The 22,213-nt window shown below is 50.0% G+C and carries 16 protein-coding genes and 1 pseudogene; 9 read left to right on the top strand and 8 right to left on the bottom strand.

Features of this window, described 5'->3' with window-relative positions; genetic code table 11:
- Window positions 1-81: 81 nt before the first annotated feature.
- Entirely contained in the window at window positions 82-669 is a 588-nt protein-coding gene (locus C1752_RS19490) for a GIY-YIG nuclease family protein (RefSeq protein ID WP_110987787.1), read from the top strand.
- A gap of 251 nt (window positions 670-920) precedes the next feature.
- Here the strand turns inward: C1752_RS19490 and C1752_RS19485 are convergent.
- Window positions 921-1,415: pseudogene (locus C1752_RS19485) on the bottom strand (fasciclin domain-containing protein); the annotation flags it as partial.
- Between the two features lie 167 nt (window positions 1,416-1,582).
- Between C1752_RS19485 and C1752_RS19480 the strand changes: the two are divergent.
- Window positions 1,583-2,425: a GNAT family N-acetyltransferase gene (locus tag C1752_RS19480; protein ID WP_110987728.1), complete on the top strand. Its 843-nt coding sequence runs from the start codon at window positions 1,583-1,585 to the stop codon at window positions 2,423-2,425.
- Here C1752_RS19480 and C1752_RS19475 read toward each other — a convergent pair.
- From C1752_RS19475 to gghA, 4 genes are all read right to left on the bottom strand, one after another.
- Window positions 2,422-3,084: a class I SAM-dependent methyltransferase gene (locus tag C1752_RS19475; protein WP_110987727.1), complete on the bottom strand. Its 663-nt coding sequence runs from the start codon at window positions 3,082-3,084 to the stop codon at window positions 2,422-2,424. The genes C1752_RS19480 and C1752_RS19475 overlap by 4 nt on opposite strands.
- Before the next feature lie 137 nt (window positions 3,085-3,221).
- Window positions 3,222-4,715: a glycerol kinase GlpK gene (gene glpK / locus C1752_RS19470; RefSeq protein ID WP_110987726.1), complete on the bottom strand. Its 1,494-nt coding sequence runs from the start codon at window positions 4,713-4,715 to the stop codon at window positions 3,222-3,224.
- Between the two features lie 130 nt (window positions 4,716-4,845).
- A complete protein-coding gene (locus C1752_RS19465; RefSeq protein ID WP_233501743.1) occupies window positions 4,846-5,391 on the bottom strand; it encodes a GNAT family N-acetyltransferase in 546 nt (181 codons plus the stop codon).
- Between the two features lie 108 nt (window positions 5,392-5,499).
- Entirely contained in the window at window positions 5,500-8,013 is a 2,514-nt protein-coding gene (gene gghA / locus C1752_RS19460; RefSeq protein WP_110987724.1) for a glucosylglycerol hydrolase, read from the bottom strand.
- Between the two features lie 583 nt (window positions 8,014-8,596).
- On the opposite strand from gghA, the gene ggpS reads away from it, so the two are divergent.
- Together ggpS and glpD are read left to right on the top strand one after the other, a co-directional pair.
- Complete coding sequence (gene ggpS, locus C1752_RS19455) at window positions 8,597-10,081, top strand: glucosylglycerol-phosphate synthase (RefSeq protein WP_110987723.1); 1,485 nt, start codon at window positions 8,597-8,599, stop codon at window positions 10,079-10,081.
- 226 nt (window positions 10,082-10,307) lie between these two features.
- The gene (gene glpD / locus C1752_RS19450; RefSeq protein ID WP_110987722.1) at window positions 10,308-11,966 is read left to right on the top strand and encodes a glycerol-3-phosphate dehydrogenase; all 1,659 of its coding nucleotides are present in this window, start codon (window positions 10,308-10,310) and stop codon (window positions 11,964-11,966) included.
- Between the two features lie 83 nt (window positions 11,967-12,049).
- Here the strand turns inward: glpD and rpoD are convergent, their stop codons facing one another.
- Window positions 12,050-13,192 (bottom strand): RNA polymerase sigma factor RpoD, encoded by a 1,143-nt coding sequence (gene rpoD, locus C1752_RS19445; RefSeq protein ID WP_110987721.1) that lies wholly within the window; start codon window positions 13,190-13,192, stop codon window positions 12,050-12,052.
- Window positions 13,193-13,769: 577 nt separating this feature from the next.
- Between rpoD and C1752_RS19440 the strand changes: the two genes are divergently transcribed.
- Both C1752_RS19440 and C1752_RS19435 read left to right on the top strand, forming a co-directional pair.
- Window positions 13,770-16,361, top strand: coding sequence for a DNA polymerase III subunit alpha (locus C1752_RS19440; RefSeq protein WP_110987720.1), 2,592 nt, complete (start codon window positions 13,770-13,772; stop codon window positions 16,359-16,361).
- On the top strand, window positions 16,362-17,078 hold the full coding sequence (locus tag C1752_RS19435) for a glutathione S-transferase family protein (RefSeq protein WP_110987719.1): 717 nt from the start codon (window positions 16,362-16,364) through the stop codon (window positions 17,076-17,078). It abuts the gene before it with no gap.
- Window positions 17,079-17,140: 62 nt separating this feature from the next.
- On the opposite strand, the gene C1752_RS19430 is transcribed toward C1752_RS19435, so the two are convergent.
- Together C1752_RS19430 and C1752_RS19425 are read right to left on the bottom strand one after the other, a co-directional pair.
- Window positions 17,141-18,106 carry a serine/threonine-protein kinase gene (locus C1752_RS19430; protein WP_158535143.1) on the bottom strand — a complete coding sequence of 322 codons (966 nt, stop codon included), beginning with the start codon at window positions 18,104-18,106 and terminating at the stop codon, window positions 17,141-17,143.
- Between the two features lie 230 nt (window positions 18,107-18,336).
- Window positions 18,337-19,191, bottom strand: coding sequence for a TrmB family transcriptional regulator (locus tag C1752_RS19425; RefSeq protein ID WP_233501741.1), 855 nt, complete (start codon window positions 19,189-19,191; stop codon window positions 18,337-18,339).
- A gap of 30 nt (window positions 19,192-19,221) precedes the next feature.
- Between C1752_RS19425 and C1752_RS19420 the strand changes: the two genes are divergently transcribed.
- From C1752_RS19420 to C1752_RS19410, 3 genes are all read left to right on the top strand, one after another.
- Window positions 19,222-20,178 carry a branched-chain amino acid transaminase gene (locus C1752_RS19420; RefSeq protein ID WP_110987716.1) on the top strand — a complete coding sequence of 319 codons (957 nt, stop codon included), beginning with the start codon at window positions 19,222-19,224 and terminating at the stop codon, window positions 20,176-20,178.
- Between the two features lie 89 nt (window positions 20,179-20,267).
- Complete coding sequence (locus tag C1752_RS19415; RefSeq protein ID WP_110987715.1) at window positions 20,268-20,882, top strand: LysE family translocator; 615 nt, start codon at window positions 20,268-20,270, stop codon at window positions 20,880-20,882.
- Window positions 20,883-21,214: 332 nt separating this feature from the next.
- Window positions 21,215-22,177: an SGNH/GDSL hydrolase family protein gene (locus C1752_RS19410; protein WP_110987786.1), complete on the top strand. Its 963-nt coding sequence runs from the start codon at window positions 21,215-21,217 to the stop codon at window positions 22,175-22,177.
- Window positions 22,178-22,213 lie beyond the last annotated feature (36 nt).

Raw genomic sequence — 22,213 nt, 5'->3', positions numbered from 1 at the left:
CAGATCTCAGCAGTGACAGCCTTGATTCTATAGGTTCTTGAGTGTCATAGTAATTTGTCGAACCTTGGTATGCGACCTGCGATGACTGATCAGCCCTCTCTGTTCTCGGATGACCAACTACACCAGATCCGTGCCAGTCGGTTCCGTAGCCGTGAACCCGTCGCTCAGATCAGCGCCTACGCCCTCAAAAGCTGGAAGCAGCGAGTCCACAATTTTCAAGATCAGATTCAACTAAGCGCACCGGTACAGCAAGGTTCTCTTTTTGACCTTGCCCCACCCCATGCAGACCCTGACAGTATTGACCCATTCCAGCTCCCCCAGCAAAACACCGAGTTCTGGAAGGGGGCATTCGAAGATGTTGGCGTCGCCGCCCTCTATTTCGTCCTCGATCAAACCGATTCGCTACTGCTCTATGTCGGAGAGACCTGTCACTCCAATACTCGCTGGAAAGGTGAGCATGACTGCAAGCGCTATCTACAGAACTACGTAGCGGCCCATCGCCCCCATGATTTGTCCGTTGCGGTCAGCATTGGCTTCTGGCGCGATGCCCCAGCGGAGACGAAGCCCCGGCAGCAGCTAGAGCAGGCTTTGATTCAAAAGTGGCGCGCTCCCTTTAACAAAGAGAACTGGCGACATTGGGGAACGCCGTTTGTCGGCGGTAAAAAGTAGCCCTCAGATAACAGACCCCCAGCTCCGACTTCAGAGCTGGGGGCAAGATGCTAGCTATCGCTGACCTTGAACTCTTAAGGAGCAGGTACGCCTTCAGGGGCAGGTGAAGCTGCGGGAGCGACTTCTTCAGCCGCTTCAGGCAATTCAGATTCAGGTACTGCTTCCGACTCAGGAGCAGGTGCTGCCTCAGGGGCGGGCGCTGCTTCAGGGGCCTCTTGAGGCGCAGCCTCGGCACCACCTGTGGCAGCGGCGGGCAGGATCACTTGATCAACCACATGAATGACGCCATTGGACGCTTCAACATCAGGAGAGACAACGGAAGCATTGTTCACCTTAACGGCTCCGTCTTCAACGGCGATAGTGACGCTGGAACCCTGGACGGTTGCAACATCTCCAGGTGTGATGTCTGCTGACTTCACTTCACCTGGAACCACGTGATAGGTTAGCAATGCTGCAAGCTGCTCTTTGTTCTCAGGCTTTAGTAAGGCTTCAACAACGCCCTCAGGAAGCGCCGCGAAGGCTTCGTCTGTGGGAGCAAAAACGGTGAAGGGTCCCTCGCCCTGCAGCGTCTCAGTTAGACCAGCAGCCTCTAGAGCCGCAGCCAAGGTATTAAAAGAGCCTGCATCGGCAGCAACAGATACGATATCTTTGGATTGCTCTTCTGCGTGAACCGCAACAGGAGCGGCCAGTGCTAGGCCAGTCACTGGCGCTAGCAGTAGAGAAAAGGCGATAAAATTATTACGCATTGTTAATAGACCTACATAACTCCTTACAGAACTTCACTTTATGAGTTCTGAGTGAAGAACCTGTGAATCAGTCGGCTATTGCGCTCTGATGCTCCTAAGAAAGTTGTCTAGGTTTGCGAACTCTAAGTGTGATTCCATTCCTTTGCTCTACGTTCAAAATATTGTTGATGAAGCTCTATCAAGGCCAGAATATTCAGCGGTTTTGCGATCGCACCTATGATGTCTTGCTTCAGTCTCAAGCTGAGCACAATTTGCTGCTTGCTATTTTGCAGACGTTGGAGCGGCGATCTCAAACCGATGACGCTTTGCCTTACCTGGCATGGATTGAAGAGAACCAGGCTGTTCAGAGCATTGCCGTTCATATACCGCGCCGCAATGTGGTGCTTTCTAAGATGTCTGAGGTTGAGACAGCTCTTTTTGCAGAAGATATCTCTAGGTCTGGACGATGGCCTCCCGGTGTGGCAGGGTTACCCGATGAGGTGCAGATATTTGTGCAGACTTGGCAGCAGCTTACGCAGCAACCTGCTTGGGTAGCAATGGAAATGTATGTCCATCAGCTAACGCAGGTCAAATCGATTGTGCCCTGTCGCGGACGGCTGCGGGTGGCGGAGAGTTGCGATCGCAACCAAGTCCTTGCTTGGTCTCAGGCCTTTGATCAAGAGGCATTTGGCCAAGTCCAAGCCTGGACCGAGCAAGTAGTCGACCGCCAGCTCCAGCAAGAGAACATTTACCTTTGGGAAGACGACAAACCCGTCTCAATGGCAATGGGACGTGGCTCAACACCTGGGGGAGGGCACCTTGGTCCGGTCTATACGCCACCCGAATATCGCCGTCAAGGCTACGCAACAGCCTGCGTGACAGCTCTCAGTCAGCGTTTATTAGATCAGGGGCATTCGTCCTGCTTTCTCTTCACTGATCAGGCCAACTCCACCTCCAATCACATCTACCAAGCGATTGGCTATCAGCGCAGATGTGACTGGCTTGACTATCGGTTTGGCAAACCAAACTAACGACGGTACTCAATGCGAACTTGGGTGATAGCTGGATCACCTTCAAGAAATTGCGCTCGGTTGACTTCTTTGAGACCTTGCTTTGCAAATTCGGCTAGTTCTGACTCTGATAACGGCCAGGGCGGACCCTCCGGCGCTGCTTCATCTTCACGGAGACGGGTAACAACAAGGAGTGTCCCTTGAGGGGCGACGAGTCTTGAGATGGATTGGATGGCTTGAGATCGCACCTCCAGCGGCAGCGCTTGAATATTGCGGCATTCAAAGACAAACTCAGCCGGTTCCCAGTTGGATTCTAAATTCAGGAGATCGGCGACAGCGTAGTGAACATCAGACTGCGGAAAGCGTTTTTGGCACCATGCGATCGCCGTGGGCGAAACATCAAACGCTCTGACTCCATAACCAAGTTCTTGTAATCGCTCAGCATCATCTCCCAGACCACAGCCAATAACCAGTGCAGAGGTTGGGGCTTGAAGCTGGGATTGCTGACTCAACCAATCCTGAAGATAGGGATGGGGAGCCAGCTTCGCCCAAGGAACCTGAGCTGTATCACCCTGAGCTTTCTGATAAAGAACATCAAACCAACCAGTCGGATCAGTTGATGCTGTTGCTGATAATTGCTGAACTGTTTGCCGTAAGGTCTCGGGTTGCTGTTCGAACATAAAAAGGAGGCAATGAGTCCGTATTGTGGCCCATCAGGGCCGAGTAAGATATCTGTTATCTGTATCTTCAAGGAACTCTTTTACAGTAGCAAGGTTAAACACTGCTGCTGTGTCAATGAATAACTCAAACAGCTAAGCTACTCTGCTTCAATCCAGTTCTTAGAACGATCCACAGCTTTTTGCCAAGTTTTAAAATTCTTCTGCGCTTGAGCCGCTCCAGCCCCCGGCTCGAAGACTCTATCAATCTTACGGTCATTGACCAATTGTTGATAGTCTTGCCAAAAGCCCACAGCCAAGCCAGCCCCGAAAGCAGCTCCCTGAGCCGTAGCGTCTAACACTGCAGGGCGTTCGACCGGAATACCCAAAACATCGGCCTGCATCTGCATTAGAAAATCATTCTGACAGGCACCGCCATCGACCTTCAGCATTTGAATGGGGTCGCCGCAGTCTTCATTGACGGCCTCCACCACTTCTCGGGCCTGAAAGGCAATCGCTTCCAACACAGACCGCACCATATGCTCCCGCTGTACGCCCCGCGTAATTCCAAAAAATGCACCTCGGGCATCCATATCCCAGTGAGGAGCACCAAGACCGCTGAGTGCTGGAACGAAATAGACGCCGCCATTGTCGTCTACTTGTTTTGCGAGTCCTTCCGTTTCTTCAGCACTGCTGATCAGCTTAAGGCCGTCTCTGAGCCATTGAACGCAGGCTCCGGCAGTGAACATGCTGCCTTCTAGAGCATAGTGAACGGGGGCATCACCTCGACTCCAGGCGATTGTGGACAGGAGTTTGTGTTGCGATCTCGTTATTTCATTCCCCGTCTGAGTTACCAAGAAACAGCCAGTACCGTAGGTGCATTTGAGCAGGCCAGGGCGATCGCAACCGTGGGCAAACAGTGCCGCCTGCTGATCACCAAAGATCGCTGCAATCGGAAGCTCAGTCCCTAGCAGCTCAGCATCTGTGCGGCCAAACTCACCCAGGCTGGGCTGAAGCCGCGGCAAAATATGGCGTGGAATATCAAAGATATCGAGTAAATGCTGATCCCATTCTCGCTTCTCTAAATTGAGCAACATTGTGCGGCTAGCATTGCTGTGATCTGTGGCGTGGACCTTACCGCCCGTTAGATTCCACAGTGCCCAAGTGTCGATTGTTCCTGCGAGCACGTTGCTGAGATCAACCTTCTGTTCCCTCGCATAATCCAGAAGCCACGCCAGTTTGGTGGCCGAGAAATAGGCGTCAAGGACTAGACCGGTGCGATCGTAAATTTCCTTCGTATGCTCAGCGAGCTTCTGGCACCGATCTGCCGTTCGACGATCCTGCCAAACGATTGCATTGTGTAGAGGCTGCCCCGTGTTCTTATCCCACAGCAGACAGGTCTCGCGCTGTACCGTTAGACCGATCGCCGCCACCTGACTGGCTTCCACATTGGCCTGCTGCAGAACATCCTGCATTGCCCAGCGCGTGTCTCGCCAAATATCGCGGGCATCATGCTCAACCCATCCAGGCTTAGGGTAGTGCTGCGGCAGCTCTCTGTAAGCTTGGGTCAATGGCTCACCCGCAGCATCAAAAAGGATGGCTCGATTACCTGTCGTGCCTAGATCCAGGGCCATGACATACTCTGCGGTAGACATAGTGCCGCCTCATTACTCAACAACCTTAGTCAACAGTAAACCTTGGCTGTCCTGAAGCTCAAATGTTTACAGATATTTTCCAGTCGGTCATGCCACGCTGTTCCTTGGGTCGGAGACGCGATCGTTTCGTTCAATCCAGTATGAAATCAGGAGCATCGACTCGATACACATCCATTTCTACTTCATGAAAAATCGTTGTTCTCTTGTATCGCATACCTATTTTTTCAAGCACCCTAATTGACGCCGTATTTTCCCGTTCTACAATGCCGAGGATGTATGGAAGCTTGAACTGCTCAAATCCATATTGAATTGCTGCTGACGCACCTTCAGTTGCTAAACCCTGCCCCCAAAGCTCGGAATCTAGCCGATACCCCAATTCTTTCTCATTATTGCCATCTATTTGCTTCACGGCTAGTCCGTAATAGCCAATTAATTTCTGATGATCCTTGAGAAGAACCGCCCATTTACCAAATCCAAATTCTCTGTAGCAGGCGATAAAACTTTCAACTTTTTCTTGCGTCTGGCTGATCGAAACAACGCCAGTTGGAGAAAACGTCATGACTTTTGGATCTGCAAGTATCGGTGCAAGATCTTGGACGTCTTCTTTCCGAAGTTCTCGAAGAACAAGCCGCTGAGTCTCTAGCCACATATTGCCTAGTTCCCCAGCCTGAGACACTTCACAATAGCGTAGCTTACAGACGTAGAGACTGTGCCACTAAGAACCTATCAATCCTGGCAAATTTAGAGCAACTGTTTGTGTCGCGGCAGAAATACGGCTGTCCCATTACTCAATAATCTTAGTCAGCAACAAGCCCTGACTGTCCTGAAGCTCAAATGTCTGTAAATCTTTTGCTGAGTCACCAATCTCTAGGCCAGGGGTTTTGAATACAACCTGCCATTCCTCTAGATCAAGCTGTAGCCAATCCCCCAGAGTCGCTGTGGCGGGTTCTCCGCCCATGTGAGTAATCATGGCAAACTGTCTAGACTGAGACTCATCAGTCTCGTCGGTTGGCTGTGTTCTCAACCCATAGAAAAGCGTATGATCCTCACCGCTAATATGGTTGAACCGATCAGTCCCGGATAGATTTTTGATAAGCCAAGGGTGCTCTATCCGAAACTGACGGAGAGCTAAATTAAACGCCACCTGCTCTGACTGAAGATTAGCGTGCCAATGGCTGACGTTGGCAAACTCATGCACATCCTTCATAAATGCCTTCGCAAACTGCTGCAGTTTGGGCACATCAAGGTCCTGTAAAAAGCTTGGTGCAGTGGGATGCTTTAAGTCTTTAATCGCTTCAAGATCACACTCGCCCGCGCCTCCCCCTAGACACCGCTGACAAACTTCAGCAATGGTGTCGAGATCATAGTGCGTCTGGCTCATCGCAATCTGGAGCGCTCGTGTAAAGCCTCTCAGAGGCCCTAACTCTGTAAATCCTAGGTCTTTCAACGCCTTGAAAAAATTCGGTTGCTCATAAAGGTCATCATCCACCTGCCAGTCCAGCACACCGGCTTCTTCTGAGACCACCTTCACGGCATAGCGCTCATCGGTATTACGGAAAAAGCCCCATCCGCCCCGAAAATGCGCGTTCAAGAACTCCATCGGCAAGCCCGGACTAAAGCCCAACACCCACAGCGTAATCGCCGGATTATCGTAAGCATTGTTCAACACCTCAACCAGCGTTGAACCCAGATTCCAGTTGATAGGTCCGGCCGGATCTACCTGATTCCCTCGACGCACGGTGTCATGATTGGCACATCCGGTAATCCAGTTTTCACCCTGGAACATTACCTCACAAACCCGCGACCACTTCTGGTCCCAAAAGCCTTCCAGGGCTGGGGTGTTGTGGGCAAAAATGAGCGGTCCCCACTGAAAGGACTCGGGCTTAATTTCAATTAAATCTCGATAGGTTGAAGTCTCTTCCCATCCTTCCTGCGGCCAGGGACGACCATCTTCATAGATCGTAAACATCAGTCGCTGATAGCCGCCCACATCCTGAATCACATCGCCCATCGCCTGCAGATAGGCATCGTCGTACTCCACAATGCCCGACAGTGGGTTGAAGAACTTGAAGTCTTGACCGCCATCCACGCGGATACCGTCAGCCCCAGTATTGATTTTTCGCCGCTGCATCTCTAGCAGAATGGCGCGCACGGGGGGAAGCTGATGGTTTAGATCTTGCCCATACATATTGGGGCCCTTAAGGTACTGACGATTGAGCAGTTCTTCACACTGGTTGTCAGCATGACCGTAGACTAAATCGTAAATAAGCTGGATCGGACCGCTTGGGAAAGTGTGTAGCGTTGCTGCGAAGTCAATTAGCTCATCAGGCCTTAAGCTACCCAGCATCGAGGGACTAACTGCGGCAGACCCGGCAATAGGAATGTCATAGCCCCAGTTTTGGGTGTTGGGCTTTCGCAAAGTGACCCAAACCTTGGCCTTCTTAACCTCAGAGAGGGCAAAAAACTCGTGAACGGTGTTGTTGCCCTCGTATCGATATTCAATAGGTGGCTCTATCGGCAAGAGCTGAATAGCGTCATAGCCAATGTAATTTTGTTCTGCAGAAGTGAGCTTCTTACCCTTTTCGATCTTGGTTGCAATGTTCTTATAGAGCTTATTAAGCCCTTCAATTGTCCCTTCAGGACTAGCAGTCCTCGCATGTAGCTGCAGCATACAGCGCGGCGCTTCAACGCGAGGAATGACGACGGACTCTTCTTCTAGGTCAGAGGCCAGCAATCCTGCTGCGGCATGGGTTTCAACCCCGGTCTCTTTAAAGTAATCTAGATCGGCACGTCCTTCGTGCAGGGAATTGAGATCATAAAGTTCAGCTGGCGCAAAGACCCCGTAGGGCAAGGAGTAGGCCAGCAGATCTCGCACGACATATATCTGAAGCTGAGCATCTCGGTATCGCAGCCAATACAGCGAACCCGCCTGATCGCGACGACCGGGCTGAAGACCCGCCACAACCCCCCAGACATATTCCCCCTGCTGCACTAAGGGGAGGCGATCGCAACGCATCGAGACCTGCTGCTCAGGCGCCCGGAAGTCAATCGGCTCTAGGGGCGTAAACACTTCTAGATAGATGTCGCGCTCGGACAGCATGATTTCACCCGCCAATTCCGGCGTCCAGAAGCCAATCTCTGTCAGGCCATCAGGACGGTAATGAGCGCCCAAACGAGTAGCTAAACGCTGCCCCTTCGTAAAGCTAAGCGCATCCGAATTCGTGATCTCTAAAGCCCAGTCCAGCAGAGCTAACGTCTCATCTTTCACGAGCGTTAGCTTGGATGAAGATTTCGCCATTACTTAAGTAGTCAACAAGGGTATGACAATCGCAACGTTGATTATGACATTAAAAAGCGATTAGGTTCTGAACTGTTGGACTCTGAATGAAACAAACCCCTAACAAGGAGACTCACATCGCGAATAAGCCATTAAAAGGACACTCAAGCACTGCACACAACGACTGGCCTCTACCTTGTATAGAACAAAAGTTCTATACGCAAATAGACTAAAGGTTCTACCTACTATGTACACCGCTCGACGCAACCATAAATTGGATAAAGAGCACAGGCAAGACCTATACACTTGATACGCCATTTTGCTCCTCTAGCAGACTGACCTAGGCGAGCTTGATGCTATATAAGACGCCACCTTAAAGCCTTATATTCACATCAGATTAAGGATAGGAAGTGCCACAGCCAACCTGTGTTAAGGTGCGTTAAGAGCTACAATTCATAGATTTTGCTTCCATGCTTGGGAACTTTTGGTTACAGGCATGGGATTGTTGTGTGTTCATGATGACGCTTGAGGGCAATAGGTCACCCTTCGTTTGCTCAGGAGGTTAAGCCTCCAAGTCATCTGCCAATCATCAGGAGGTAGTGCCATGAAATCATCCCTTGTTATTCTCTATCACCGAGAACCCTACGATGAGGTGGTTGAGAATGGAAAAATCTACTACCGTCCCCAGAAAAGCCCAAACGGAATTTTACCCACGCTTAAAAGCTTCTTTGCGGGCGTTGAGCAAGGAACTTGGGTTGCCTGGAAGCAGGTCAATGCCAAGCAAAAGAAGAAATTTGAAGAGAAAGTCACCGTCGAGGGTGAAGGCAATTACGCCGTTTGTCGGGTTCCCCTCACCGCCGAACAGGTCAAGCAGTTCTATCACATCACCTCTAAAGAAGCTTTCTGGCCGATTCTGCACTCCTTCCCCGGTCACTTTACCTACGCCACATCCGACTGGGAAAACTTCAAGAACGTCAATCGCCTCTTTGCAGAGGCCGCCTGCCGAGAAGCTGCTGATGATGCGCTGATTTGGGTCCATGACTATAACCTATGGATGGCTCCTCAATACATCCGGGAGCTAAAGCCCAATGCTCGGATTGCCTTCTTCCATCACACCCCTTTCCCCTCCGTTGATATCTTCAATATTCTGCCTTGGCGGGAAGAGATTATTGGCAGCTTACTTTGCTGTGACGTGGTGGGCTTCCATATCCCGCGCTACTCAGAGAATTTTGTCAACGTCGCCCGCAGTCTATTTGAAGTTGAGGTAGTAGAGACCGTTCCTGCCGCGGAGAATCTAACCCCCGTGGGCATTGCGCTAGCGGAGCCAGAGGTGACAAGCAAGCTGAAATATAAGGGACAGTTGGTTCAGGTTGACCCTTGTCCAGTAGGGACCAATCCAAAGCACATCCAGTCACTGTTAGACCAACCCGAAGCCCAAACGCGCTTTGAAGAAATGCGCGAAGAGCTACAGGGCCGCAAGCTGATCATCGCCGCCGGACGGGTGGATTATGTAAAGGGCAACCGGGAGCTACTGGAAGCCTACGAACGGTTGTTAGAGCGCCAGCCTGACCAGCATGGCAAGGTGCAACTGGTGGTGACCTGCGTGAAAGCTGCCGCCGGGATGAAGGTCTATAAGGTCACCCAAAGCCAGATTGAACAGCTAGTGGGCAAGATTAATGGTCGATTTGCACGACTTGACTGGACTCCGATTTTACTGTTTACGGAGCCGGTCCCCTTTCGAGATCTGCTGTGCTATTACCGTCTGGCCGATATTTGCTGGACGACACCCCTGCGAGATGGTCTGAATCTAGTCGCAAAGGAATACGTAGTTGCTCACAAAGGTGAGGGGGGCGTCCTGATCCTCTCAGAATTTGTGGGAGCAGCGGTGGAGCTACCGGAGGCTGTTCTGACGAATCCCTATTCCCTCGATCGAATGGATGAGTCCATCGACCAAGCGCTGGTGATGCCAGAGGCGGAGCAGAAGAAGCGAATGGCAAAGATGTATAAAACTGTCACTCACTACGATGTACAGTACTGGGCTGATCATTTAATCAACTTGTACAAGGAGATTCCATCCGCAAAGAAATAATCTTCTGCTTATTGGGCCGTTCTGCTGTCCTCTATTGATCAGAGAAAATTTTGCCGCTGCCGGGTTTTGACCGACTAGCGTTTTCAAGGTTATCTAAATCCTTGGTTATTAGGGACTTTGCGTATTATCGCCGTCCTATTTTTGAGCAATGGGAGTGCAGGCCAAGATTTCGTTAGAATTTTCAAGCATCCTGCCAATGGCATTGTCGCTCTACTCAAATTAATCTATGCGTAGCTTCCAAGAGATTCAGAACACCTCCTATGATCTGATTGTGATTGGGGGAGGGATTAATGGGGCCGGTATTGCCCGAGACGCCGCACTCCGGGGACTCAAGACGATCTTGATTGAGAAGGGTGATTTTGCGGGCGGCACCACAAGCTGCCCTTCTCGTCTGATCCACGGTGGGCTACGCTATCTAGAATACTTCGAGTTCAATCTGGTGCGGGAATCGTTGCGGGAGCGAGAGGTGTTGCTGCATACGGCTCCCCATTTGGTGCGACCGCTGCAGTTGAGCATTCCTATTTATGCGGATGGGGCACGGCCCTACCGCCTGATTCAGGTGGGCATGATTCTTTATGATCTGCTCAGCTATGACAAAACGGTCCCGAACCATCGCATGCTGTCTTTGGGACAGGTACGGCAGCTTTTTCGTTCTTTGAACCCAAAGGAATTGAAGGGAGCGGCTCAATACTATGATGCTCAGGTCGTCTACGCAGAGCGGCTGTGTCTGGAGAATATTCTTTCGGCCCAGGCTGCCGGGGCCACGGTGCTTAATTATGTACAGGTAATGGGATTGGAGAAATCGCAAAACCATCTCTCGACAATTACCTGCAAAGATCAGCTCACTGGCGAGGCATTTACGCTCTCGGCAGGCCAGCAAACCGTAGTTGCCAACACCACCGGTCCGTGGGTTGACGAGGTTCTGCAGTCGGGTGAACATCCAATCCGGGAAAAGCCACTCATGGGCGGCACGAAGGGGAGCCATATTATTGTGCCGAAGTTTCCTGGCGCACCAGATACGGCGTTTTACGTGGAGGCCGCGAGCGATAACCGTCCGTTCTTTATTATTCCGTGGCTGGACCGGTACTTAATCGGCACCACTGATCTGCCCTACAGCGGCGATTTAAATCACGTGAAGGCTGACAACCAAGAAATTGAATACCTGATCGAAGAAACCAATCGAACAATCCCCACCGCCAATCTAACGCTGACGGATGTTCTCTACACTTATTCCGGCGTTCGCCCATTGCCATACACAGATGCTCAGACACCGAGCAGCATTACCCGTAAGCATATTCTTCATGACCATGCACCCGAAGGCATTGCTAACCTGATTTCGCTCGTTGGCGGTAAGTGGACAACCTATCGCCAGGTGGGTGAAGAGTATGTTGACGCGGCCTATCGCAAGCTGGGTCGCCCGGTTCCCCCTTGTCATACGCGAAAGAAGCCGCTGCCAGGAGCATTAGATCAAACGGATATCGCTCGGGCAAATGCTGTGGCCCAGTACAAGTCTCAGCTCTCTTTAACGGTCATTGACCATTTGTTTAGTCTCTATGGTTCAAAGGCGTTAGAGGTGCTGGCGTTGACGGAGAAATCGACCGATTTGGCAGAGTCTATTGTCCCCGGTCTTTTAGATATCAAGGCCCAAGTGGTCTATGCCGTCGAGACAGAGCTGGCCCACACTTTGGTGGATATTTGCTGTCGTCGAATGCTGATTGCCATGCAGGGAAACTATGGCTTTGACGCACTCCCTGCAATTACAGAGACCCTGAGCAAGCACTGCGGCTGGAGCCAGGGGGAATGCGATCGCCAGGAAAAAGCTTACCGGACTTACATCGAGACACAACACCAACCTGACTATGCTCTAGCATCTGCTCATACCTAAGATAGGATCGAGTGCTGCGGGGTCCAACGAAAAACAGGCTCTCAAATGAGAGCCTGCCATACATGAAGGTTAAGAGAGCAGATTTAGCGGATATATTCTTTCAGAACGCTGTTGCGATTGGGATGACGCAGCTTGCGTAGCGCCTTGGCCTCAATCTGGCGGATGCGCTCACGAGTCACGTTAAAAATTTGGCCGATTTCTTCGAGGGTCTTCATGCGACCATCATCTAGGCCATAACGAAGCTTCAGAACGTCGCGCTCTCGGGGGCTAAGGGTATCTAAAACCGTTTCGAGATCTTCGCGGAGTAAATTCTTTGAGACCTGATCTTCAGGAGTCTCACCGTCGGACTCAATAAAATCCCCCAATCGGGAATCTTCTTCCTTACCGATGGGGGTCTCTAAAGATATGGGGAGCTGAGCTGACTTGGCAATAAAGCGCAGCTTCTCAATCGTCATTTCCATGCGAGTCGCAATTTCTTCTTCGGTAGGTTTGCGACCCATTTCTTGTGAGAGAAGCTTAGTAGTCTTCTTGATCCGAGAAATTGTTTCGTAAAGGTGAACCGGGAGGCGAATCGTACGGGACTGATCTGCGATCGCACGGGTAATGGCCTGTCGAATCCACCAAGTAGCGTAGGTGGAGAACTTATAGCCTTTTTCGTGGTCAAACTTTTCGGCAGCGCGAATCAGGCCCAGGCTCCCTTCTTGAATCAGATCCTGGAACGAGAGTCCCCGGTTCATATACTTTTTGGCAATTGAAACCACCAGTCGCAGATTAGACTGCACCATCTTATCCTTGGCGCGGCGACCTAAATGGAGGCGATGGCGGAAGGCAGGCAGCGCCATTTCTACATCATCTGCCCACTCTTGCATGTAGGGTTCACGGTCTAGCTCATCGGTCAACCGATCGAAGACACGCTCAAGCTCTAAAAGATCAGCAATCTTGCGGGCAAGCTCAATTTCTTCGTCGGCGCGCAATAGCCGAATTCTGCCAATTTCCTGTAGGTAGAGGCGAATAGAGTCCTCGGTGTAGTGCTTCTTCTTCGCAGGACCTCGACGCTTAGCAACACGGGCCTTAGTCGTCTTAGTTGCCTTAGTCGCCTTGGCCTCTTTGGCAACTGCAGCTTTCTCGCTCTTGCTGGAGTCACTATCTGCGGCACCGCCCAGCAACTTCTCTAGGTCACTCACGGGTTCCTTGATGGCCTCTAGTACATTCTTGGCTTGGGTCATGCCGGATTCCTCATCTCCTTAAGTGCACAAAGTTGGAAAAGGTTGTGCGTCTATATATCTACAGTAAATTGAAATATCTAAAGTCTGGGAACGTGACTAACATTAGGCTCAACGACAGTCAAACCCCTCAGCACAATGGCTGAAATATAAGCCTCAGGAACCTGCTTCAAGTGCTCTTAGAAACCTCGTTTCCCTAGACCCTCACGATTGTAACTTTTCTGACCAAAGTTGTCCGCATTGAGAATTACTTCCTTCGCATTATGGCTTATTCCCTGCCGAAATAATATAGCTCACGTCTCATTCTCCAGCAGCTTCAATATCAACCTAAACGCAGCGCAAAGCTACTATTCGCGCTATCTATAGAGCCTTAAACCTCTTGAGGCACTACAGATAGCGTCAATACGTGGAGTTCAAAGAATAATAGAAAATGTCAAAGGGACCTGCATCAGCGTTTGATGCAGGTCTGCGACAATCAAGCAGCCTGGACCGAAACTTCGCCTTACATAAGTTTACAAAGGTGAAATAGATGTCGCTAGCGAGATCGGCTACTCTAGGGTCAAGTTTCTGAGCAATACTTATGTCCTTTGTGGGTCTCCATGTTCACAGCGACTACAGCATGTTGGATGGGGCGAGTCAGCTCCCGGCTTTAGTGGCGCAGGCGGTTGAGTTGGGGATGCCTGCGATCGCACTCACCGATCACGGCGTCATGTACGGGGCAATCAACCTGATCAAGACCTGTAAGGGCAAAGACATCAAGCCGATCATCGGCAACGAAATGTACGTCATTAATGGCGACATCGAAAAACAAGAGCGCCGTCCCCGCTACCACCAGGTGGTTTTAGCGAAAAACACCCAGGGCTATCGCAACCTTGTGAAGCTGACCACGCTGTCAAATCTCAAAGGTGTACAAGGTAAAGGCATCTTTTCGCGTCCTTGTATAAATAAGGATCTGCTGGAGCAGTATCACGAAGGTCTGATCGTCACCAGCGCCTGCTTGGGTGGCGAAGTTCCGCAAGCGATTATGCAAGGGAAACCAGAGATCGCACGGCGGGTGGCCACATGGTACAAAGATCTATTCGGTGATGACTATTATCTAGAGATTCAAGATCACGGGTCTCAAGAGGACCGGATGGTGAATGTGGAGATTGTTCGCATTGCCCGTGAGCTAGACATCAAGATTGTGGCGACCAATGATTCCCACTATATTTCTTGCCACGATGTAGAGGCCCACGACGCATTGCTCTGCATTCAGACCGGTAAGTCAGTGACTGAAGACAAGCGCCTCCGGTATAGCGGTACGGAGTATATGAAGTCCGCTGATGAGATGCGGCTATTGTTTCGGGACCATTTGACAGCAGATGTTGTGGAAGATGCGATCGCAACCACCCTAGAGGTTGCCGACAAGATCGAAGAATACGATGTCTTCCGCAGTCCCCAAAGTCCCGCCTTTGAAGTTCCGGAAGGCTACACTGCAGACACCTATATGGAGAAGGTCACCTGGGATGGCCTCCTAGATCGTCTGGAACTAGAGAGTCGAGAGGAAGTCCCTGAGGTCTATCGAGAGCGCCTGATCTATGAGCTAGAGATGCTCAAGGAGATGGGATTTGCCACCTACTTTTTAATTGTCTGGGACTATATTAAATACGCCCGCGATAACAACATCCCCGTCGGGCCAGGGCGAGGCAGTGCAGCCGGATCCCTTGTTGCCTACTGCCAAGGCATCACCAATATTGACCCCGTTCACCACGGCCTTCTGTTTGAGCGCTTCCTGAATCCTGAACGGAAGTCGATGCCTGATATTGATACCGACTTCTGCATTCAGAAGCGGGATCAGATGATTGAATACGTCACCGATAAGTACGGCGAAGATCGGGTCGCCCAGATTATTACCTTTAACCGCATGACTTCCAAGGCTGTCCTTAAGGATGTCGCGCGAGTTCTTGACGTTCCCTACGGCGATGCCGACAAAATGGCGAAGATGATTCCAGTGTCGCGAGGTAAACCGGCCAAGCTCAAGGTAATGATCTCTGATGAAACCCCAGCACCCGAATTTAAAGAGCGATATGAGAAGGATCCCGTTGCCCGCAAGTGGCTGGATATGGCGATTCGGATCGAGGGTACGAACAAAACCTTCGGCGTCCATGCGGCTGGGGTTGTGATTGCCGCTGAACCTTTGGATCAGATCGTGCCGCTGCAGAAAAACAACGACGGTGCGGTGATCACCCAATACTACATGGAAGATCTAGAGTCTTTGGGCCTCCTAAAAATGGACTTTTTGGGCCTCAAGAACCTAACCATGATTCAGAAGACCACAGAGCTACTGCTGCAGAATCGAGAGTTAGCGCTAGACGTTGATAAGCTACCAATGGATGATCCCGGAGCCTTTGGCCTATTGGCGAAGGGCGAACTGGAGGGTATTTTCCAGCTAGAGTCGTCGGGAATGCGACAGGTTGTGAAGGATCTGAAGCCCTCAAACCTCGAAGATATCTCCTCGATTTTGGCGCTCTATCGACCGGGACCGTTGGATGCGGGCCTGATTCCCAAGTTCATTAACCGCAAACATGGCCGTGAGCAGATCGACTATCCCCACGAGCTGGTGAAGCCGATTTTGACTGAGACCTACGGGATTATGGTCTACCAGGAGCAAATCATGAAGATTGCTCAAGATATGGCGGGCTATTCCCTCGGTCAGGCAGACCTGCTGCGGCGGGCGATGGGCAAAAAGAAGATCAAAGAAATGGAGAAGCACCGCGAGATCTTCATTGAAGGAGCGGCGGAGAAAGGCGTTGATAAGAAGGTCTCCGAAGCACTATTTGAGCAGATGGTGCTGTTTGCTGAATACTGTCTCAGCGGCGATACCCCCGTCCTCACTGAGGAATATGGCTATCTATCGTTAAAAGAAATTGTGCAGAAACAGATCGATTGCCATGTGTTCTCTCAGGACGCCAGCGGTCGTATCTATACGCAGCCGATTGCCCAGTGGCATCATCGCGGCCATCAGGAACTGTTTGAGTACCAGCTTGAGAATGGCTCTGTAATTCGAGCAACGCGAGATCATCGGTTCATGGTTGAGGGCGGGGCAATGGTTGCGATCGACCAGATTTACGCTGAAGGGCTGACTCTCAGGCAGCGTGAGTTGCCTGCGTGGCAGTGGGCTGCAGCCGGATAAATGAAAGCAACGGTCACGCTTCATCAATTTCCTCGCCCCAGTATGATCGCGAATCTCAGCCCATTTTGTATGAAGGTTGAAACCTTTATGCAGATGGCATCAATTCCCTACGAGATTCACGAGACTTTGAGTGCCCGTCAGGCTCCCCAGAAGAAGCTGCCCTATATTCTTCATCAAGACAAAGCAGTCCCTGACTCTCAGCAGATTATTGAATATCTAACCTCGACATTTTCTGTTCGCCTTGATGCTCACTTAGGCGAAGAACAACTGGCGATTGGTCATGCGATCAGAGTGATGCTAGAGGAGCGGTTGAGATGGTGCATCGTCTATAGTCGCTGGCTCGATCCAGTTTGTTGGTCTGCCTTTGAGACAATTGTGATTAGCTCACTTTCACAGCCCTATCGAGCTATTTTCCCTGTGCTAGCAAGACAGCGCAAACAGAAGATTCGTCAGACACTCTATGCCAATGGAATTGGTCGTTTCACGCCTACGGAGATTTATCAGTTCGGACAAAAAGACATCACGGCACTAGCCTCTATCCTCAATGGCAGCACCTATCTTTTCGGTGACCAGCCTTCGTCTTTCGACGCAACCGTCTATGCTTTCCTGGCTAATCTAATCGACGTTCCCATTCCTTGTCCCCTCAATGACATGGCTCGGCAAAACAAAAGACTGCGGGAGTATTGCCAAAGGATGCGACATCTCTACAGCATCTAGAAGAAAATACTGCTATCCAGAAGCCTTCGTCAGATTTGTGGAATTATGAACGCTGCCTACTCCTACATGACTAAGCAGTCATACTTGCTGATGCACTCAAGCAGTAGCAAATGCTGATCACGGTCTGGCATCTGATTCAGATTTTTAAGAATATCTTGCAAAATATCCTGCGCTCTTTGATAGCGGTTCTGGGCATTTTGACGAATCATGCCGTCCAAAACATCAGCCAACCACGGACTAAGTTTCGTCGCAAAAGAACGCCATTTCAGCTCTCCACTGCTTGTTCGAGGCAAACGATCTGGATGACAACCTGTGGCAGCCTCAATCGCAACCATACCTAACGTATAGAGATCACTATTGAAGCGAGGGCACCCTTGCTGCTGTTCTGGAGGAGCATAACCTGAGGTACCCACAATATTCACCGATTTTCCGGGGACACAGTTGTCTAGCTGACCTTGCTTCGCAACCCCAAAATCAATCAACACGAGCTTGCCATCTTCCTGTCGGCGAATCAGGTTATCTGGTTTTATATCTCGATGAATAACGTCATGCTGATGCACAAAACCCAACAGCGATAGCATCTCATTCAGAAATTCGATAATCTTTTCATCCTGCCAATAGGGCCAGCATTCAATGAGTTCTTCCGTTAGGAGTTGACCATTAATTAACTCTTGGACTAGATAGAACTCCCCTCCTTGCTCAAAGTAAGCCAGTAATCTCGGAATTTGTGGGTGTTCACCTAGCTTTTCGAGCGTTTGGGCTTCCGCTGCAAATAGCTGGTGAGCCTGTTCTGCATTTTCGATGCTAAACCAGCGGGCAAGTCTTTTAACCACGCACAGGGGACTACCAGGACGGTGGGTATCTTCTGCGAGAAACGTGTATCCGAATCCTCCTTGCCTGAGTTGGGATATGACCTGATAACGGCTGCCGAGGAGAGCTGAATCCGATTCTACTTTTGGGAACGATGACTGAGCGGGATCAATATCACTATTGGAGAAAGATTCTATTTTGGTTTGGGTACCGGACATGGGCCTCACGGAGAGTGGTGTCGGAAACAGAAGCTCAGAACTGATGGGGACTGTTATATGTATCTTGCCCCAGTGAGGGGAAATCTTATACATCGCGTATGACTTAAGGCTCAAATGCCTTAGATTTGAACCACTAATCTAAGGTTGCTGAGTCTCTTGGTATTGCAGATAAGATCAATATCTGATTGTGTTGGACCTAGTAACGTTCAAGCGACGTCAATTGAACCAACTCAGTGCAACTCAGGGACTCCCTGCTCCCAAAGAGTCTCAAACGAAATTTGTAGCATCTTTGCCAACCCTGGATGAGCGATGCTGAGGGCGGTAAAGCTGGGCGTTCCAGCCAGTGGATCCTGGAGGGATAAGAGGGTCGCTTGCTGATCAAAGAGCTGCATTTTGAAGGGGACTTCCGTTACGAATCGGATTTGCTGTCCCCATTCTTGGCATTGCTGGATAAATTCACGGTTACTGGGATCTTGCCAGCTATGGGTTTCATAGATGGTTCGGTAGTTGAGGCCACGTGCTAGAGGCTCTTTGACAAGTTTTAAACCTTCTTCATGGCTGAGTACTGAAGGATAACTAAAGAAGACGGAGATGCTGTCTTGGGCTGACCGGGCCATCTGAGCACCGCGATCGCAAATCCGGTTCGGCTCCGACAGCACTTCAATATACGCCAATGGATCTTGGGTCTGATGACCGGCAGCATAGAGCGGTCCTAAAGCTGCCACCATTGCTTCTGTCTCCTGCCGCTGCCGCGATAGCTCAGCCTCATACTGGCGCTGTTTGACCTGCAGTAGCGTCGGCAATGCCTGGGTTGGGTCAATGGCCTGGAATAATCGCTGTCGTCCTGAATGGCGTTCGACACAGAGGCCGCGATCGCAAAGTGAGGCCAACACATCATAAATTCGCTGACGCGGCACTTGAGCGCGAGTTGCCACCTGCGTAGGCGTGAAATCCTGACGCTCCAGCAGAGCTAGATAGACTGCCGCTTCATAGCGCGTTAACCCCAGACTAGAAAGCTGCTCCTGTAATTGCGGATTCGACATTTTAGTGACACCACTCAACAGTGGTGCTATTTTAAAGTTCATGCTGAACCTTTTGCAAGGGAGTCTCTATCCATGCTTGCCCAACCGGAAATTAGACCCCAGAATCTGACGCCCGACTTTTTGCCCCAAGCCTATCTGCGGGGGCGCTTTTTACCCTTTTCAGAGGCCCAAATCTCTATTGCCACCCATGCACTCCATTACGGAACCGCTGTGTTAGGTGGCATTCGGGGATGGATCAATCCAGATACGCCGGGGCAGATCCTGCTGTTTCGGTTAGATGCTCACTGCCAGCACTTGAGTCAGAGTGCGAAATATTTGGGTTACACCATCAGCCCTGTAGAACTAAAGCTGAAGCTGATGGAGTTTGTGCGGTTGAATCAACCCCGTACATCGTTTTATATCCGGCCTTTGATTTATACGTCGGGTCTGGGGCTTGCGCCTCGCTGTCACGACATTGAGAAGGATGTCCTGATCTATGGATTGCTGATGGGAGAGTACATGAAAGAGGCTGGGGTCCGCTGTCGGATTAGTTCTTGGGCTCGGCAGGAAGACCGGTGTCAGCCACTGCGGGGAAAATTGAGTGCGGCGTATATTGCTTCGGCGTTGGCGAAAACGGAAGCGATCTCATCTGGTTTTGATGAGGCGATCTTGATGAACTCGCAGGGCAAGGTAAGTGAAGGCTCGGCGATGAACCTATTCCTGGTCCGCAATGGCGAGTTAATTACCCCCAGCGTCGATCAAGATATTTTGGAGGGGATTACCCGCGATAGCGTGATCCAGTTGGCTAAAGAACAGAACCTCAGGGTCATTGAACGTTCAGTGGACAAGTCGGAATTATTTATTGCTGATGAGGTCTTTCTCTGCGGCACAGCAGCTCAAATTACCCCCGTGTTGGCGATAGAAAGTTACCAGCTCAGCGATGATCGACCGATTACAACGCGGCTTAAGCAAGATCTACAAGCCATAATGCTGGGGCAGAACTCAAACTATGAACACTGGCAAACGAGAATTAGCTTGACTCGCTCTTAGCGCATTGTTTGTCAGCGAATATCTTCAGTCACTTGGTTGCAGATGTTCCGTTTCCCTCAAAATTCTGATGTTCTCAAGCACCAAAACCCATGACCCTGAGTAATTCCGTTGCCCTATTCACAGCGATGGTGGCCTTGGCTCTCCTACCTAGCCTAAGCGTGATGACGGTGCTGGCTCGATCGGCTGCATTAGGCTTTTTTCATGGTGCTGCCACCAGTCTGGGGATTGTGGCTGGAGATGTTCTCTACATATTGCTAGCCATTTACGGATTGGCTTTTTTGACGGAGCGCATGGGTGGGGCCATTCTCTTGATTCAATATGCTGGAGCGGCCTATTTAATTTGGTTGGGTTTGTCGCTGTGGCGCTCTAAGTCTTTGACCTTTGATCTCAAAAAGCCCCCCAAAGCGTCGTTGGTTTCAAGCTTCCTTGCTGGTTTTTTGCTTACTGTGGCAGATCAAAAGGTGGTTCTTTTCTATTTGGGTTTCTTTCCTGCCTTTGTGGATATTGCGACGCTTTCGATTGTGGATGCTGGGATTGTGGTTGCGATCGCAACCACTGCAGTTGGTGGTGTCAAGTTAGGCTATGCACTCATCGCTGATCGGGCGCGATTTCTATTAGCCAACGCCAAAACAAGCCGGGGCATGAATCTGATCGCTGGTGCGATCATGATTGGTGCGGGCATTGCCGTTCTACTCAGAAGCTAAAGTAACAGCAATGGCTAAATAAATTAGCCCTGCATCGCCATCGGGTTAAAGACCATTGCACAAGACAGAGCCAGGTAGCGATAGCTCTGCAATATGCCACTGCACATAGAAGCCTTAGGTTAAAAGTGCATAACAAAATTATGCCCAGAGCTAATACATTCCACAGGTGATTCACCATATCCTATCCTTCTGCGTCCAATAGAAGGGGGATGGTGCTTCACTCCTAGGTAACTAGCTCTGATTATGAACTCCTCCATCACGATAGGCAGATGGAATGAGAACTAGGGAGAAATCAGGGATGTACCTCACTTGATCATTATATGGAAAGAGCAATGAATAATTCTCATAAAATCAGTCCTCAGGAGCTACGCAGACGTCTCATAAACCCGAAGATAAAAGAAAAAGATTTACAGGAATTCTTAATAATTGATCCTAGCTCTACTAACTCATTTGAGCCGATTATCAGAGTTAATCCATCGACTGTTAATACAACGGAAATGTCTAATGGGGGAGTTCTGAATGGGATTAACCGTATAGCTAAAGAACGGCGCCAACTACAGTATAGGCTGACTGTTAACAACCCTTTATTCCGCGGGCAGAAAATTGTTTCAGAAGGAGACTCATGGTTTCAATTTCCTATTTTACTTTTCGATGTTATCGATCAGCTATTTTCTCCATTTGACATAAGCCCTGACTACGCAATTTTTAGCTTAGGTGAAGCAGGAGACCTATTGTCAAATATCATAAATGAAGATGAGATAACTCAGGCAATAGAGGTAGAAAATCCTGAAGTCTTCCTAATCAGTGGAAGTGGGAACGATTTAGTCTTTGATGGTAACCTTGCTAACTTTATTCATCCATTTGAAGATGGAAGGCCTCCAGAGAATTATCTGAATAATGAATTTTATAGATTCAAAGATATGATTAGACAGCTCTACCGTGGATTGTATATTCGGCTTCTGTCCCGCTTCCCTGACTTAAAGATTATTGGCCATGGGTATGATTACGTCATCCCGGATAATGGTGTCTCACTTGGAAGGCCGATGAAGAAAAAGGGAATCGAAGATCCTGAACTTCAAAAAGCTATCATGCGAGTCATTATTGATCATTTAAACGAATCTCAACTAGAACTAGTAAATAATGTAGAAATGGGCGGACGTGCTTTCCATGTAGATTGTCGAGGTGAGGTGGGAGACAATAACTGGTTTGATGAGCTACATCCGAACAATGCAGGATTTGCTAGGGTTAGTTATCTATTTACGGAGAAAATCAAAGAAGCAACAGGTCGAAGCTAATATCGAGATCGTGCTTAATTACTTGAAATAGTCGCA

This window comes from Acaryochloris thomasi RCC1774 (genome assembly GCF_003231495.1).
Taxonomy (GTDB): domain Bacteria; phylum Cyanobacteriota; class Cyanobacteriia; order Thermosynechococcales; family Thermosynechococcaceae; genus RCC1774.
Note: the sequence above shows the minus strand (reverse complement) of the source record. Positions and strands in the feature narration are given on the sequence as shown.

Excerpts from the sequence above, each read along its gene's own strand:
- glpD (WP_110987722.1), top strand. The coding sequence starts at position 10,308 with ATGCGTAGCTTCCAAGAGATTCAGAACACCTCCTATGATCTGATTGTG.
- C1752_RS19490 (WP_110987787.1), top strand. The coding sequence starts at position 82 with ATGACTGATCAGCCCTCTCTGTTCTCGGATGACCAACTACACCAGATC.
- C1752_RS19420 (WP_110987716.1), top strand. The coding sequence starts at position 19,222 with ATGCTTGCCCAACCGGAAATTAGACCCCAGAATCTGACGCCCGACTTT.
- C1752_RS19480 (WP_110987728.1), top strand. The coding sequence starts at position 1,583 with ATGAAGCTCTATCAAGGCCAGAATATTCAGCGGTTTTGCGATCGCACC.
- C1752_RS19440 (WP_110987720.1), top strand. The coding sequence starts at position 13,770 with ATGTCCTTTGTGGGTCTCCATGTTCACAGCGACTACAGCATGTTGGAT.
- C1752_RS19475 (WP_110987727.1), bottom strand. The coding sequence starts at position 3,084 with ATGTTCGAACAGCAACCCGAGACCTTACGGCAAACAGTTCAGCAATTA.
- C1752_RS19430 (WP_158535143.1), bottom strand. The coding sequence starts at position 18,106 with ATGTCCGGTACCCAAACCAAAATAGAATCTTTCTCCAATAGTGATATT.
- ggpS (WP_110987723.1), top strand. The coding sequence starts at position 8,597 with ATGAAATCATCCCTTGTTATTCTCTATCACCGAGAACCCTACGATGAG.
- C1752_RS19425 (WP_233501741.1), bottom strand. The coding sequence starts at position 19,191 with ATGAACTTTAAAATAGCACCACTGTTGAGTGGTGTCACTAAAATGTCG.
- C1752_RS19410 (WP_110987786.1), top strand. The coding sequence starts at position 21,215 with ATGAATAATTCTCATAAAATCAGTCCTCAGGAGCTACGCAGACGTCTC.
- rpoD (WP_110987721.1), bottom strand. The coding sequence starts at position 13,192 with ATGACCCAAGCCAAGAATGTACTAGAGGCCATCAAGGAACCCGTGAGT.
- glpK (WP_110987726.1), bottom strand. The coding sequence starts at position 4,715 with ATGTCTACCGCAGAGTATGTCATGGCCCTGGATCTAGGCACGACAGGT.
- C1752_RS19435 (WP_110987719.1), top strand. The coding sequence starts at position 16,362 with ATGAAAGCAACGGTCACGCTTCATCAATTTCCTCGCCCCAGTATGATC.
- gghA (WP_110987724.1), bottom strand. The coding sequence starts at position 8,013 with ATGGCGAAATCTTCATCCAAGCTAACGCTCGTGAAAGATGAGACGTTA.
- C1752_RS19415 (WP_110987715.1), top strand. The coding sequence starts at position 20,268 with ATGACCCTGAGTAATTCCGTTGCCCTATTCACAGCGATGGTGGCCTTG.